General features: G+C 74.9%; 14 protein-coding genes. 5 read left to right on the top strand and 9 right to left on the bottom strand.

The annotated features are described in order from the left end of the window. Positions 1–24 precede the first annotated feature (24 nt). Together IU369_RS04085 and IU369_RS04080 are read right to left on the bottom strand one after the other, a co-directional pair. Positions 25–1251, bottom strand: coding sequence for an FAD-dependent oxidoreductase (locus IU369_RS04085; RefSeq protein ID WP_217923294.1), 1227 nt, complete (start codon positions 1249–1251; stop codon positions 25–27). A 46-nt stretch (positions 1252–1297) separates the two neighbouring features. After that, positions 1298–2218: a selenium metabolism-associated LysR family transcriptional regulator gene (locus tag IU369_RS04080; protein ID WP_217923293.1), complete on the bottom strand. Its 921-nt coding sequence runs from the start codon at positions 2216–2218 to the stop codon at positions 1298–1300. Between the two features lie 167 nt (positions 2219–2385). On the opposite strand from IU369_RS04080, the gene lon reads away from it, so the two are divergent. From lon to IU369_RS04060, 4 genes are all read left to right on the top strand, one after another. Further along, positions 2386–4716, top strand: a complete 2331-nt coding sequence (gene lon, locus IU369_RS04075; protein WP_217923292.1) for an endopeptidase La — start codon at positions 2386–2388, stop codon at positions 4714–4716. Between the two features lie 22 nt (positions 4717–4738). Then, positions 4739–5089, top strand: a complete 351-nt coding sequence (locus IU369_RS04070) for a winged helix-turn-helix transcriptional regulator (protein ID WP_217923291.1) — start codon at positions 4739–4741, stop codon at positions 5087–5089. Beyond that, positions 5086–5502, top strand: coding sequence for a PPOX class F420-dependent oxidoreductase (locus tag IU369_RS04065; RefSeq protein WP_217923290.1), 417 nt, complete (start codon positions 5086–5088; stop codon positions 5500–5502). The genes IU369_RS04070 and IU369_RS04065 overlap by 4 nt, the downstream gene beginning before the upstream one ends. A 61-nt stretch (positions 5503–5563) precedes the next feature. After that, positions 5564–6226 carry a hypothetical protein gene (locus IU369_RS04060; protein WP_217923289.1) on the top strand — a complete coding sequence of 221 codons (663 nt, stop codon included), beginning with the start codon at positions 5564–5566 and terminating at the stop codon, positions 6224–6226. Between the two features lie 9 nt (positions 6227–6235). Here the strand turns inward: IU369_RS04060 and IU369_RS04055 are convergent, their stop codons facing one another. From IU369_RS04055 to IU369_RS04035, 5 genes are read right to left on the bottom strand one after another with little or no spacing between them, the layout of a single operon-like run. Beyond that, the gene (locus IU369_RS04055; protein ID WP_217923288.1) at positions 6236–6433 is read right to left on the bottom strand and encodes a hypothetical protein; all 198 of its coding nucleotides are present in this window, start codon (positions 6431–6433) and stop codon (positions 6236–6238) included. Further along, a complete protein-coding gene (locus IU369_RS04050) occupies positions 6430–8352 on the bottom strand; it encodes a polysaccharide biosynthesis protein (RefSeq protein ID WP_217923287.1) in 1923 nt (640 codons plus the stop codon). Before IU369_RS04050 ends, IU369_RS04055 begins: the two co-directional genes overlap by 4 nt. After that, positions 8349–9371 (bottom strand): DUF354 domain-containing protein, encoded by a 1023-nt coding sequence (locus IU369_RS04045; protein WP_217923286.1) that lies wholly within the window; start codon positions 9369–9371, stop codon positions 8349–8351. The genes IU369_RS04050 and IU369_RS04045 overlap by 4 nt, the downstream gene beginning before the upstream one ends. Before the next feature lie 24 nt (positions 9372–9395). Next, positions 9396–10520: a DegT/DnrJ/EryC1/StrS family aminotransferase gene (locus tag IU369_RS04040; RefSeq protein WP_217923285.1), complete on the bottom strand. Its 1125-nt coding sequence runs from the start codon at positions 10518–10520 to the stop codon at positions 9396–9398. Between the two features lie 32 nt (positions 10521–10552). After that, positions 10553–11716: a sensor histidine kinase gene (locus IU369_RS04035; RefSeq protein ID WP_217923284.1), complete on the bottom strand. Its 1164-nt coding sequence runs from the start codon at positions 11714–11716 to the stop codon at positions 10553–10555. Between the two features lie 74 nt (positions 11717–11790). Here IU369_RS04035 and IU369_RS04030 point away from each other — a divergent pair, with 74 nt between their 5' ends. Continuing rightward, entirely contained in the window at positions 11791–13584 is a 1794-nt protein-coding gene (locus tag IU369_RS04030; protein WP_217923283.1) for a phosphodiester glycosidase family protein, read from the top strand. Positions 13585–13600: 16 nt separating this feature from the next. Here IU369_RS04030 and IU369_RS04025 read toward each other — a convergent pair whose 3' ends face one another. Further along, a complete protein-coding gene (locus IU369_RS04025) occupies positions 13601–13852 on the bottom strand; it encodes a hypothetical protein (RefSeq protein WP_217923282.1) in 252 nt (83 codons plus the stop codon). Between the two features lie 40 nt (positions 13853–13892). Next, complete coding sequence (locus IU369_RS04020) at positions 13893–14282, bottom strand: hypothetical protein (protein WP_217923281.1); 390 nt, start codon at positions 14280–14282, stop codon at positions 13893–13895. Positions 14283–14313: the final 31 nt, after the last annotated feature.

Below are 14313 nucleotides of genomic sequence, written 5' to 3'. Positions count from 1 at the left end.
CCGGCGCCGGTGCCGGGCCCGCGGTCACCGGGTCACCCGCGCGGCGCTCGCGCCGGCCCGGCGCCCGTAGACGACCGTGTCGAGGAGGCTGTTGCCCATGAGGCGGTTGGAGCCGTGCACCCCGCCGGCGATCTCACCCGCGGCGAACACGCCGGGCACGGTCGTCGCGGCGTCCTCGTCGATGGCGAGGCCGCCGTTGCGGTAGTGCAGGACCGGATAGACCAGCACGCGCTCTCGTGTGATGTCGATCCCCGCCTTCCGGTAGCGGTTGTGGACGTACGCGAGGCGGTCGGCGGTGAACCCGGCGCCGTTCTCGCGGTCGATGGCGGGCGTGTCGAGCCAGACGCCGGCGCGGCCGTCGGGCGCGAGCGCGCCGCGGCCCTGCTCGACGGCGTCGATGATCGCCTGGGCGACGACGTCGCGCGGGGCGAGCTCGTCGACGAAGCGCTCGCCGTCGGCGTCGTGGAGGGTCGCCCCGTAGGCGCGGGTGGTCTCGGGGAGGGCGTAGCCGGACAGCGCCTCCGGCCAGACGGAGCCGGTGGGGTGCTGTTGCCACGAGTCGAGCTCGCGGCCCTCGGCGCCCAGGTCGAGCGCGAGGCGGAGGACCTCGGGGGTGGCGTCGGGGTGGTTGGTGCTGCCGAGGCCGAGCGCCTCGGCCTCGCCCCGCAGGCCGCCGCCCGCGGCGAGCACGACGGCCCCGGCGCGCACGGTGCGGCGCGCCCCGTTGCCGCCGGGCGCGACGGTCGCGACCCAGCCGTCGCCGTCGGGCGCGAGGTCGATGAGACGCGTGGACTCCCACACCTCGGCGCCGCTCGCGCGGACCGCGCCGCGCAGCGCCTTGACCATCTCGGCGCCGGTGCGCTCACCGGCCTGCAGCAGCCGCTTGCGGGTCGCGCCGCCGCACCGCAGCAGGCGCAGGCGCCCCTCGTCGCGGGTGAACGCGACACCGATGGACTCGAGCCACGCGATCGCCTCGGGCCCCCCGTCGGCGAGGCGGCGCACCAGCTCGGGCCGCGCGGCGTGGTGACCGGCGGCGAAGGTGTCCTCGAAGTGGGACTCCGTCGAGTCGTCGTCGCCCATGGCCGCCTGGATGCCCCCCTGGGCCTTGCCGGTGTTGCCGGCGCCGAGGGCGGACTTCGTGGTCACGAGGACCGACGCGCCCGCTCCGGCGGCGCTCACGGCCGCCGACATCCCCGCGCCACCCGATCCGACGACCAGCACGTCGGCACGCGCATCCGAGAGGCTCGTCACCGCCCGACCCTACTCCACGCCGTCCGATGCTTCCAATAAGGCGACGTTATGAGGGGGGCACGGTGGCGGCCATGTCGCCGAGCTCCGCGCGGGCGAACTCGACGAACGCCGCGGTGACGCGCTTCGGGGTCCGGCCGGCGTGGCGGACCGCGAAGAAGTGGCGTTCGAGCCCGGGACCCTCGAGGCGCAACGCGACGAGGCTCCCCTCGGCGACCTCCCGCTCGACGGCGAGGCTGGAGATGACGGTGATGCCGAAGCCGTCGAGCACGGCGGCCTTGACCGACTGCTGCAGGCCGAGCTCCATCGCGACGTGCAGGTCGCGGTCCCGCAGGCCGCCCTCGCGCATCGCCGCCTCCACGACCGAACGGACCCCGGAGCCCTCCTGCTGGATCAGCATCGGCTCGGCGACGAGCTCCTCCAGGGTCACGGACCCGCGGGTCGCGAAGGGGTGCGCGGGGGGGACGATCGCGACGAGCTCGTCGCGGACGAACGGCTCGAACACGAGGCCGCGCTGGGGCCGGGCGGCGCCGACGACGCCGAGCTCCAGCTCGTCGTCGAGGACGCGCTCGCAGACCGTCTGGGTGTCGCTCACCGCGAGGCTGACGCGGACGTCGGGGTGGGCGCGGTGGAACGCGCCGAGCAGGCGGGGGAGCAGCACCTCGCCGGGCCCGGTGGACGAGCCGAGCACGAGGGGGCCGGCGACGCGCGTCCCGATCTCCCCCATCTCCCGCTCGAGCTCCGCCTCGAGGCCGATCATGCGGCGGGCGTAGCGATAGACGACCTCGCCGGCCTCGGTCACGGCGACGCGGCGGCCGCTGCGGTCGAGCAGCCGGTGGCCGAGGCGCTCCTCGAGGGCCCGGATCTGGAACGACACGGCGGGCTGCGACACCTCGAGCTCCTCCGCCGCCTGGGAGAACGACCCCTTGTCGACGACGGTGCGGAACGTCAGGAGCTGGCGGAGGTCCACGCGCGGATCCTAGCGGTGCCCCGGCGGGGGCCCTCCACGACGCCGCGCGGCGGGGTCTCCCGGTGGCGCGGGGGGCCGGGGCGCCCGGCGGTTACGAGTAGTAATCTCCTGGCCGGCCGTGGTTACACCGAGTAACCACCGCACCCCACACCCCAGGAGCCGCCCCGATGAACCAGGACGACCAGAGCATCATCCTCCCGGTCCTCCCCCTCGACGACGCCGTGGTGCTCCCCGGCACGAGCGTCACCTTCCCCGTCACCTCCGACGACCAGGCCGAGGCGCTCGACGGCGCCGTGGACGGCCGCTTCCTGCTCGTGCCGCGCATCGACGGGCGGTTCATGTCACACGGCGTGGTGGCCACCATCGTCGGTGAGGTCACGCTGCCCGACGGCACCCGCGGCGTCGCCATCGAGGCGGTCCACCGCGCCGAGCTCGGCCCGGCGATCGGCGGCGAGTCCGGCCTTCGTGTCAGCGCCGTCGAGCGTCCCGACCCGGACGACCCCGGCCCCGAGGCCGCCGCGCTGGCACGCGAGTACCGCGCGGTCGTGGAGGAGGTCGCCGACCTCCGCGGCGACCGGGTGCGCGTCGCGCACTTCCTCGCCGGCATCAGCCACCCCGGCCGACTCGCGGACACCGCCGGCTACGCGCCGGAGATCCCCCTCACCACGAAGGCGGAACTGCTCGGCACCGTCGACGTCGTCGCGCGCCTGCGCCTCGCCATCGACGCCCAGCGCGAGCGCCTCGCCGACGCCGGCCTGCGCCGGCGCATCCGCGAGGACGTCACCGACGGCCTCGACAAGAGCCAGCGCGAGATGCTGCTGCGCCGGCAGCTCTCGGCCATCCGCAAGGAGCTCGGCGAGGACCCCGAGGACGGCGACGACTGGTCGGAGCGGATCGCCGCGTCCGCCATGCCGGACGCCGCCCGGAAGGAGGCCGAGCGCGAGCTCGCGCGCCTGGAGCGGCAGCCCGAGGGCGCCGAGGCCGGGATGATCCGGACCTACCTCGAGTGGATGGTCTCACTGCCGTGGGGCACCCGCTCCGAGGAGGAGCTCGACGTCGCCGGCGCGCGGGAGGTGCTCGACGCCGACCACGCCGGCCTGCAGGACATCAAGGAGCGGATCCTCGAGTACCTGTCCGTCCGGCGCCTGCGCCGCGAGCGCGGGATGGACGAGGGGCGCAGCGGCGTCATCCTGACGCTGGTCGGCCCCCCGGGGACCGGCAAGACGTCGCTCGGCCAGTCCGTGGCGAAGGCCCTCGGACGCGAGTTCGCGCGCATCAGCCTCGGCGGCATCCGCGACGAGGCCGAGGTCCGCGGGCACCGGCGCACCTACGTCGGCGCGCTGCCGGGCCGCCTCGTCCGGGCCCTCCGCGAGGCCGGGACGATGAACCCCGTGATCATGCTCGACGAGATCGACAAGGTCGGCGCCGACTGGCGCGGCGACCCGTCGTCGGCCCTGCTCGAGGTGCTCGACCCCGCCCAGAACCACAGCTTCCGCGACCACTACCTCGACGTGGAGCTCGACCTCTCCGAGGTCCTGTTCATCGCCACCGCGAACGTCGCCGACACCATCCCCGGCCCGCTGCTCGACCGCATGGAGGTCATCGCGCTCGACGGCTACACCGAGGACGAGAAGCTGCAGATCGCCCGCGGCTACCTCCTGCCGCGCCAGGTGGAGCGCAACGGCCTGCGCGAGGACGAGGTCACCGTCGACGACGACGCCCTGCGCGCCGTCATCGGCGACTACACCCGCGAGGCGGGGGTGCGGTCGCTCGAGCGGGAGCTCGGCAAGGTGCTGCGCAAGGCGGCGCGCCGCGTGGCGGAGGGGGCGGAGGGGCCGATCACCATCGGACCCGGCGACCTCCACGACGCCCTCGGGCGGCCGCGGTTCCACCACGAGGCGGCCGAGCGCACGGCGATCCCGGGCGTCGCGACCGGCCTCGCGGTCACGGGGACGGGCGGCGACGTGCTGTTCGTCGAGGCGAGCGCCATGACGGCGGACGGCCCCGGGGAGCGCCTCGTGCTCACCGGGCAGCTCGGCGACGTGATGCGCGAGTCCGCGCGGATCGCGCTCTCGTGGACGCGGGCGCACGGCACGGAGGTCGGCATCCACCCCGCCGACCTCGCGGGCAAGGAGGTCCACGTGCACGTCCCGGCGGGCGCGATCCCGAAGGACGGGCCGTCGGCGGGCGTCACCATGATCACCGCGATCGCCTCGCTCGCCTCCGGGCGCGCGGTGCGGCCGAACGTCGGGATGACCGGCGAGGTGACGCTGCAGGGCCGCGTGCTCCCGATCGGCGGCCTGAAGCAGAAGGTGCTCGCCGCCCACCGGGCCGGGCTGACGGACGTGATCATCCCGGAGCGCAACCGCCGCGACCTGGACGACGTCCCGGCGGAGATCCTGGAGCAGGTGACCGTGCACCCGGTCCTCACGATCCGGGAGGTCCTGGACATCGCGCTCGAGCCCGCCCACGACCGCCACGAGTCGATCGCGGCGTAGGGCCGGCGTTAGTCTCCGGACGATGGACGACTGCCGTCACCTGACTCCGGTCTGCCACCGCTACCAGCGCGCGGCCGAGCTCCTCGGCCGCCGCTGGAGCGCGGCGGTGATCCGGGCCGCCATGGAGGGCCCCGCCCGGTTCACCGAGATCCGCGGGTCGGTGGAGGGGCTCTCGGCCCGCCTGCTGGCCGAGCGCCTCCGCGAGCTGGAGGCCGCGGGGCTCATGGAGCGCCGCGAGCTCGGCGGCGGCGCGGTCGAGTACCGCCTCACCGAGAAGGGGCAGGCGCTCACCCGCGTCGTCCGCGAGATCGAGGCGTGGGTCGCCGCGTGGGACGACGACGCCGCGCCGGCCCCGCCGGGGGGCGCCCGGTGACCGCGCTCCCCGACGACGTCCGCGACGTCCTGCGGGGCCGGGCGTTCGCCCACCTCGCGACGATCCTCCCCGACGGGTCACCGCACTCGGTTCCCGTCTGGATCGGCGTGCGCGACGACGACCGCCTCGTGCTGTTCACGCAGACGACGAGCCGCAAGGCCCGCAACCTGGAGCGCGACGCGCGCGTCGCGCTGTCGGCCGTCGACATCGACGACCCCTACCGGCAGTGCGACGTCCGGGGGCGCGTCGTCGGCCGCATCGACGGCGACGCGGCCCTCGACATCGCCGACGAGCTGTCCCGGACGTACACGGGCGAGCCGTTCCCGTGGCGCAGCCCCCAGACCGTGGTGTACGTCATCGAGGCCCGCACCGCGCACCACGTGAAGCTGCCCTTCACCCACACCTCCGGGTAGGTCCATCCCGCCCCACCGGGCGGTTGGTTTGTGACAGTGCTGTCACATACCCTCCCCGGCGGTGTCCCGTCCCCCCCGAACCGGCCGCGCGTTCCTGGCCGCCGCGCTGGTCGCCCTCGGCGCCGCGGCCGTCGTCGGCGTCGTCTGGCTGGTCACCGAGGCCCGGGGCATCTCGTTCCGCACCGTCGCCGCGGACCCCGTCGTCGCCGCCGACGGACCCGCCCACGCCGGCGTGTTCTCGAACATGGGCGTGCTGGTCTGGTGGACGGGCGCGACGGCCGCCGCCCTCCTCGGCCCCCTGCTCTGGCGCGAGGGCGACACCGGGGCCGGTCGCGCGGTGCTGGCGCTCGGCGCGGTCACCGTCGTCCTCGCGGTCGACGACCTGTTCCTGCTGCACGAGCAGTTCGGCCCGAACGTCCTCGGCATCGCCCAGGACACGATCCTCGCGGGCTACGCGCTCGGCGTCGTCGTGGTGCTCGTCGCGCTGCGCCGGTTCGTGACGACCTCGGCGTGGCCGATCCTCGCGCTGTCGCTCGCCGCCTTCACCGTCTCGGTCGTCTCCGACGTCCTCGCCGAGGAGGAGACGACCCTGCACTCCGTGATCGAGGACGGCGCGAAGTTCGTCGGCATCGCCGCCTGGACGGTCTTCATCGTCCACGCCGGGTGGTCCCGGCTGCGGCCGGTGCGGACCCCGGGCGCCGCCCCCTCGGGACGGGCGCTCTAGGCCCCGCCCCTAGCGTGCGCGGAAGTGGTGCTCCTCGCGCTCGCACCAGAAGACGAGGGCGCCCTCGTCGTCGTTGCGGCCGACGCAGCGGCACTCGCCGGCGTGGTCGGGGCACGGGCGGTGGACACGCGACAGCAGGCCCCAGGGAGCGACCGGCGAGGCGCCGGCGGGGAGCCGCTCGGCCTCGGTGAGTGTGATGACGGTCATGGACGCTCCTCGGTGGTCGTGGAGGTGTGCGGGATCGATCCTTCGCCGCCGGCGCCGTCGCCCCTGCCGCCGCGCAGTGCGGCCCACAGGGCGTCGACCACCGGCTCGGGCCGGCCGGTCCGGACGCGCCGCTGCAGCTCCGCGAGACCGCGGTGCAGCTCGTCCGGGTCGAAGGCGGGCCGGGTCGCGCGGCGGATCTTGCCGTAGCGCGTCGAGACCACCTCCTCGTCCACGTTGAACAGCTCCTCGTGGAGCTTCTCGCCGGGTCGGATACCCACCACCTCGATCGCGATGTCCTGACCGGGACGGTGCCCGGACAGCTCGATCATGCGCTCGGCCAGGTCCATGATCCGGACCGGCTCGCCCATCTCGAGGACGAAGATGTCACCGCCGTCGGCGATGCCGGTCGCCTCGATCACGAGCTGGACCGCCTCGGGGATCGTCATGAAGAAGCGCGTCATCTCGGCGTGCGTGACCGTCACCGGCCCGCCCTGCTCGATCTGGCGCTGGAAGATCGGGAGCACGGAGCCGGAGCTGCCGAGCACGTTGCCGAACCGGACGGCCGCGAAGCGCGTCGGGGAGGCGCCGGCGCCGCGCGCCTCGATGACGCGCTCGGCCAGCGCCTTCGAGGCGCCCATCACGGTCTTCGGCTCCACGGCCTTGTCGGTCGAGATCAGGCAGAACCGGTCGACGCCGAAGCGCTCCGACAGGTTCGCGAGCACCGACGTGCCGATCGCGTTGTTCGCCACGGCCTGCAGCGGGTTGAGCTCCATCATCGGCACGTGCTTGTACGCCGCGGCGTGGAACACGATCTCGGGGCGCTCGGTCGCGAAGACGCGCTCCATCGCGACCTCGTCCTTGCAGTCCGCGATGACCGGGACGAGCATCCCCGCGTGGCCGCGCTCGCGCAGCGCCATGTCGATCTCGAAGAGGTTGTTCTCGGCGTGGTCGACCATCACGAGGCGGCGGGCGCCGATCGCGGCGACCTGGCGGCACAGCTCGCGGCCGATGGAGCCGCCGGCGCCGGTGACGAGCACCGACCGGCCGTTGAGGTAACGGGCGACGCGGGCGAAGTCGATCTCGACGGGGGCGCGGCCGAGGACGTCCTCGACGCGGACCTCGCGCAGCAGGCTGACGCCCACCTCGCCGGTGATCAGCTCCGGCAGGCCCGGCAGGGTCGTGCACTTCACGCCGGCCTGGCGGCAGACCTCGACGATCTCCTGGCGGGTGCGCCCCGACGCCGACGGCATGGCGATGATGACCTCGTCGACGTGCACCTCGCGCAGCACGCGGGGCAGGTCGGCGCGGGTGCCGCGCACCCGGGTGCCCTGCACGCGGAGGCGGCGCTTGCGGGGGTCGTCGTCGATCAGGCCGACGGGCGTGTACCCGAGGTCGCGGTTGCGCTTCATCTCCCGCAGCAGCGTGTTGCCGGCGTCGCCGGCGCCGCAGATCAGCACCTCACGGCCGCTCGACACCAGCTCCGTGCGCGGGGGGCGCTCGATGACGCTGCGCACCGCGAACCGGGCGCCGCCGATCAGGGTGAGCGTCAGGACCAGGTCGAAGAGCAGGACGCCGCGGGGGATCGGGACGACGTCGCCGGGGCGCCACTGCGACAGGACGGCCGTGACGAGCAGGCTCGACACCGCCGCGGCGAGGACGATCGCCTGGAGGTCGCGGAGGCTCGTGAAGCGCCACCACTTGGTGTAGAAGCGCATCGCGACGAAGGTCGCCAGCTTGATGACGACCACGATGCCGACGGTCGCGGCGAACAGCCGCTCGTACCGACCGGGGACGTTGCCGTCGAAGCGGAAGTAGAAGGCCAGCCAGTAGGCGGCCACGACGAGCCCCGTATCGACCGCGATCTGCGCGGCACGGTGAGCGAACGCCCGGGGGCTCCAGTTGAGTGGAGCACGGCTCACGAGGGCTCCACTCTACCCCGGACGGCCCCGAGAATCAGGTCGATCAGGATCTCGGGGTCGCGCAGCGGCGGCGCCGCCCCGCGGGCGCGGCGCTCGAGCACGACGTCGCCGGGGGCCTCGAGGCGCCGCAGGCGGCCGTCGGCGATCAGGGCGCGGTCGACGGCGCCGAGGCGGGCGGCGAACGGCGTGTAGGCGGGGACGCCGAGGGCCGCGGCCTCGCGGTTCATCGTCCCGCCGGCGCTGACGACGAGGTCGGCGGCCGCCACGAGGCTCGGCCCGTCGATCGGCCCGGGCGGCACGATCGCGGCGGTCCCCTCCAGGGACGCGCGCTGCTCGGCGGTGCGCGGCAGCACCACCGTCTGCACGCCGGGGGCCGCGTCGAGCAGCCGGGCGAGGGTCGCGGCGAAGAGGTCGGTCGAGGCGCCGCGGTGGTAGAGCGTGACCTCGGGCGGCGGGCGCAGGACCGCGATCACGCCGTCGGGGTCGAGCCCCAGCTCGGTCACCACGCCCGGGTCGACGGCGTGGTCGGCGAGGTAGTACTCCTCCTTCAGCCCCGGGTAGCGCACCAGCTTCGGGGGCCGCATGCCGTAGCGGGCGAGGGCCTCCTCGGGGATCGCGGCGGGCACCAGCACCCGCGTCGCCCACCGGCCGTTCCAGTGGTGCATCGCGGTGGCGTACTCGTAGTCGAACATCGTGACCTGGGGGGTGCCCGCGAGGCGCGCCGCGATCGGCTGGTCGGTGCTGCCGTGGGCGACGGCCAGGTCGAAGCGCTCGCGGCGGGCGAAGCGCACCAGCGCCGACGACCGCCCGGCCATCGCGCGGGCCTTGTCGCGCGGCGCGCCCCCGCCGTGCGCGCCGATGCTGGTGTGGGCGATCCCGAAGCGGTCGAGCAGCCCGATCGTCTGGGCGAACTCGCGGGCGGTCACCGTCACCTCGTGACCTCGGTCGCGCAGGCGCGCGATCAGCGGGCGGAAGATGACCGCGTGCGGCGAGTTGGTGATGTCGACCCAGATCCTCACGGGCCGGTCACCTCGCGCCGCGGGTTACGGGGACGACGCGGCGCCGGCGCGCTCCAGGGCGAGGCTCGCGGCGGCGACCACCTCGGCGACGTCGTCGCGCGTGAGGTTCGGGTGCATCGGCAGCGCGAGGGCGCTCGCGGCGGCCTCCTCGGCCACCGGCAGGTCGCCGGCCGTGTACCCGAGGCCCGCGAAGACGGGCTGCAGGTGCATCGGGATGCCGTAGTAGACGGCGCTCGCGACGCCGGCCTCGGCCAGCCCGGCGCGGATGTCGTCGCGCCGCGGGTGGCGGGCCATGTAGAGGTGGAAGATGTGGCGGGCGCCCTCGGCGGTGGCGGGCAGCGCCATGACGTCGCCGAGCCCCTCCTCCGCGTACCAGGCGGCGGCCTGCGCGCGCGCGGCGTTCCACCCGTCGAGGTGCGGGTAGAAGACGCGGATGATCGCGGCCTGCAGGTCGTCGAGCCGCGAGTTGTAGCCGACCTCCTCGAACACGACCTTGTCCTTCGAGCCGTGGAAGCGCAGCCGCTTCACCCGGTCGGCGAGGGCCTCGTCGCGGCAGACGACCATGCCGCCGTCGCCCATCCCCGGGAAGTTCTTCGTGGGGAAGAAGCTGAAGGTCGCGGCGTCGCCGAACGTCCCGATCTCGCCCTCGGCGGTCCGGGCGCCGAACGCCTGCGCGGAGTCCTCGACGACGACGAGGCCGTGCTCCCGCGCGATCTCCATGATCGCCGGCATGTCGGCGGGGTGGCCGAAGATGTGGACCGGGAGGATCGCCTTCGTGCGGGGGCCGATCCGCTCGCGCACCTTCGCCGGGTCGAGGCAGTACGTGACCGGGTCGATGTCCGCGAAGACGGGGGTGGCGCCGACCCGCGCAATGGCCTCGGCGGTCGCGTAGAACGTGTACGGGGTCGTGATGACCTCGTCGCCCGGACCGACGTCGAGGGCGTTCAGCGCGATGACGAGCGCGTCGGTGCCGTTGGCGACGCCGGCGCAGGGGCGCCCGTCGAGGCGCTCCGAGACCGTGGCCTCCAGGGCGCGGCCCTCGGGACCGAGGATGAAGCGACCGCTGTCGAGGACGCCCGCGAGTGCGGCGTCGAGCTCGGCGCGGAGGGGCCCGTACTGGGCCTGGATGTCCATGAGGGGCACGGCCATACGGCGACGCGGGACGCTATCACGGGCCGCCCTCAGCGGCCGTCCGCGTCCTCCGGGGCCGGGATCGTGATCGTGACGGTGGTGCCGAAGCCCTCCCGGGACGTGGCCTCGGCGGTCCCCCCGAAGCGCTCGGCGATGTGCTTCACGATCGACATCCCGAGGCCGGTGCCGCCCATGCGCTTCGACCGCGACGGATCCGCCCGGTAGAAGCGCTCGAAGACGTGCGGCAGGTGCATCTCGGGGATGCCGGCCCCGTCGTCGGACACCGTCAGGACCACGTCGTCGCCGCGCCGGCGCACCGTCGCCCGCGCCGTCGCGCCGTGGCCGGCGTACTTCACCGCGTTCTCGAGGAGGTTCCGCACGACGGTGCGGGACATGCGCTCGGTGAGGGGCGTCCACGCCTCGCCGTCGCCGTCCACGACGAGCCGGACGCGCTGCTCGGCCGCGGCCGGGGCGAGCTCCTGCGCGGTGGCCGCGGCGGCGACGGCCAGGTCGCTGCGCGCGCCGGAGGGCATCCCCTGGGTCGCCTCCAGCTCCGAGAGGAACAGGATGTCGGCGATCAGGGCCTCCAGGCGCGCCGTCTCGCGCGACGCGCGCCCCACGAAGTCGCGGCGGGTGCCCTCGTCCATCGCGGGGTCGTCGAGGGCCTCCAGCAGCGCCCGCAACCCCGTCAACGGCGTCCGCAGCTCGTGGGAGACGTTCGCGACGAACTGCGACCGCAGCTCCTGGTAGTCGGCGGCCTCGCTCGCGTCGGTGAGGAAGACGAGGGCCTCGCGGGTGTCCCCCACCTCGTACGGCTCGACCGCCACGCGGTAGGTGCGCCGGCCGTCGGCGAACAGCCGCACCTCGAAGCGCTCGGCGGTCATGCCGTCGAGGGCGGACTGCACCCGGCCGGCCAGCTCGTGCTCGCTGAACGACTCGAGGACGCCCATCCCCCGGTCGAGGAAGGGGAACCGCCCGAGCGCCGCGCGGTTCGCCTCGACCACCCGCGCGTCGCGGTCGACGCGCAGCGTCGTGAACGGCAGGCCCTCCAGGAGCTGGTGGCGCCGCCCCTCCGCGACGGCGGCGGCGGCGACCGCGGCGGCGGCCTCGGACCGGGCGGCGGAGGCCTCCCGGGCGGCCCGGCGCGCGGCGACGCCGAGCACGGCGGCGACGACGAGCGCGCCGACGGCGACCGTCAGGAGGGCGATGGTCACGGCGCGAGTCTCGCAGACGTCGCGGGGCCCGCCCTCCTGTGTGACGTCGCCGTCACGTGATTGGGTTCGCGGCCATGTCACGGACCCGCCTCACCACGCTCGCCGTCCTCCTCGCCGTGCCCGGCGCCGCCGCCGCGGCGCCGGTCGAGGCGCTGCCGCCCCCGAAGCCGCCGGCCATCCAGGAGGTCGCCCCCGGGGTCGGGTACCAGCGGATCGTGCAGGGGCGCGGGCAGGTGGTCCACGTCGTGCGGGCGCCCCTCGGCCCGCGCGTCAGCCTCGCGCCGGTGCTGCTCGGGGGATCGCCGGTGCGGCGCGGATCGCTCACCGGCGCGATGAGCGCGCGCCTCGGGTCGGGGGCGGTCGCCGGCATCAACGGGGACTTCTTCAGCTACACCACGAACGACCCGAGCGGGGTGTTCCTCGCCGGCGGCGACCTCGTCCACGAACCGGAGGCGAGCCGCTCGGCCCTCGTGATGCTGCCGGGCGGCGGCCTCGACGCCGTCGTGCTCGCCATGCAGGGCCGGTTCCAGGCGATCGACCCGGCGGGGGCGACCACGTTCGTGCCGCGCACGTTCCAGGGCGTGAACCGCCCGGCGAAGCGCGGCAGCGAGACCATCGTCTACACCCCGGCCCTCGGGTCGGCGACGACCCCCGCCGGGGGCTCGCGGTACGAGGTCCGGATCCGCCTCGACGCGCCGTCGCCCCTCGCGCCGAGCACGCCGGTCAGCGGCACGGTCATCGCGACCGGCTCGGGCGGCGGCATGACGATCGGCGCGGGGCACATGGTGCTGACCGGCGTCGGGTCGGCCGGGACGGCACTCGTGGCCGACCTCCCGCTCGGCCGCCGCGTGACCGTCACGGCCGCCATCGCGGCCCTCCCCGCGGGGGCGCTCGACGCCATCGGCGGGGGCCCGGCGCTCGTGCGCAACGGCTCGCCGATCCCCGGCGCCGGCGAGGGCTTCACGAGCGCCCAGACGGGGGCGCGCACCTCGCGGTCCGCGGTCGGGCAGACCGGCGACGGCACGCGGCTGTTCGTGACCGCGGAGGGCCCCGCGCAGGGGAGCCCCGGGGTCACGATCCCGGAGCAGGCGACGCTCATGGCGGGCCTCGGCGCCCGCACGGCTGTCGCCATGGACGCCGGCGGCAGCGCCCAGCTCGCGGTGCGCGACGAGCTCGTCATCCCCTGGTCGGGTCCGCGGAGCCTGAGCAACGCGGTCGTCATGTCGTACGACGGCGTCACCGTCGAGCCACCGCCGTTCCGCCTGTCCGCCAACGCGGACCGCGTCGACGACGCGACGACGCTGGTCGTGCGTGCGACCCGCCCGGGGACGGCCCGGGTGACCGTGGCGAGGAAGTCCGGCCGGCCGACGCGCCGGCTGTGGGAGGGCCGGGTCGGCCCGGGCGCCGCCGCCGTGAACCTCGACCCGCGGCGCCTGCGCCTCGGCGACGGCGTCTACGTGGTCGTCGCCCGCCACGTCCCCGACGACGGCTCCGGCGTCACGGAGCAGCGGCGCCGGATCATCTTCGACCGGACGCTGTCCTCGCTGAACGCCTCGTCGAACGCGACGCGGTCGGGCCGGAGGGTGACGGCGCGCCTCGCCGTCCGCTTCCGCCTCCTCGCGCGGGCGCGGGTGACGGTGCGGGTGCGGTCCACCTCGGGCGCGCCGATCGCGACCATCGCCAGCGGCCGCCCGCTGCGCCCCGGCACCCACGTCATCGGGTGGAACCGGCGCGTCCGCGGGGCCGTGGTCTCCGGGCCGGTCGAGGTGACCGTCGAGACGCGCGGGCGGCTCGGGTTGTCGGGCCTCGTGCGGCCCGTGACGCTGAAGGCGCCGCCGCGGCCGCGGCCGCGTCCCGCCCGCCCGTAGGGGCGGGCGGCCCCGGCTACTCCTCCTCGAGGGCCTCGATCTCCGCGCGCGCGGCGCGGATCTCGGAGACCAGGCGGTCGACCTCGGCGTCGAGGCCGGATTCGCCGTCGCGCTGGCGGACGACCACGTGACCGAGGTCCTCCGCCAACGCGTTCATCCTGCGGCGGAGACCGAGCTCCTGCGCCTTGTCGCGCGCCTCGCCGGCGCCCTTCTGGGCGGCTTCCGCCGCCTTCTTCGCGGCGTCGCGGGCCTTGTCGACGAGTCCCATCGGGTTCCCCTTCCTGGTCGGGGGGAGCGGAGGGACGAGTCTACTTCGCCTCCTCGCGCCAGTGGACGACGGCGAGCACGACGGCGACGAGGGAGAACAGCAGGGCCAGGAAGAGGCCGAACTTGCGGCCGAAGCCGCTGCCGCCCTCGAGGAAGATCATCAGGGTCACGATGAACGTGACGCTGGTGAGGTACGCCGCCCAGGCAGCGGGGCTGATGACGGCCGGGAGCTCGAAGTTGAAGGCGTCGGCGGCGAGCAGCGCGGCGGCGCAGGCGGCGAAGATCAGCAGGATCCACCAGGACGGGACGACGTCCTGGCCGCTGACGGTGAGATCACCGGTGCCGTACCACGAGAAGAACAGGCTGATGATGAAGAGGACGCAGGCGCCCGCGGCGCCCAGCATCCTCTGCTCGCGGGTGAGCGAGTTCACGTGAACACTCCTCGGTCGGTGCGATGGCGGT

It is taken from the genome of Miltoncostaea oceani (assembly GCF_018141545.1).
Taxonomy (GTDB): Bacteria; Actinomycetota; Thermoleophilia; order Miltoncostaeales; family Miltoncostaeaceae; genus Miltoncostaea; species Miltoncostaea oceani.
Note: the sequence above shows the minus strand (reverse complement) of the source record. Positions and strands in the feature narration are given on the sequence as shown.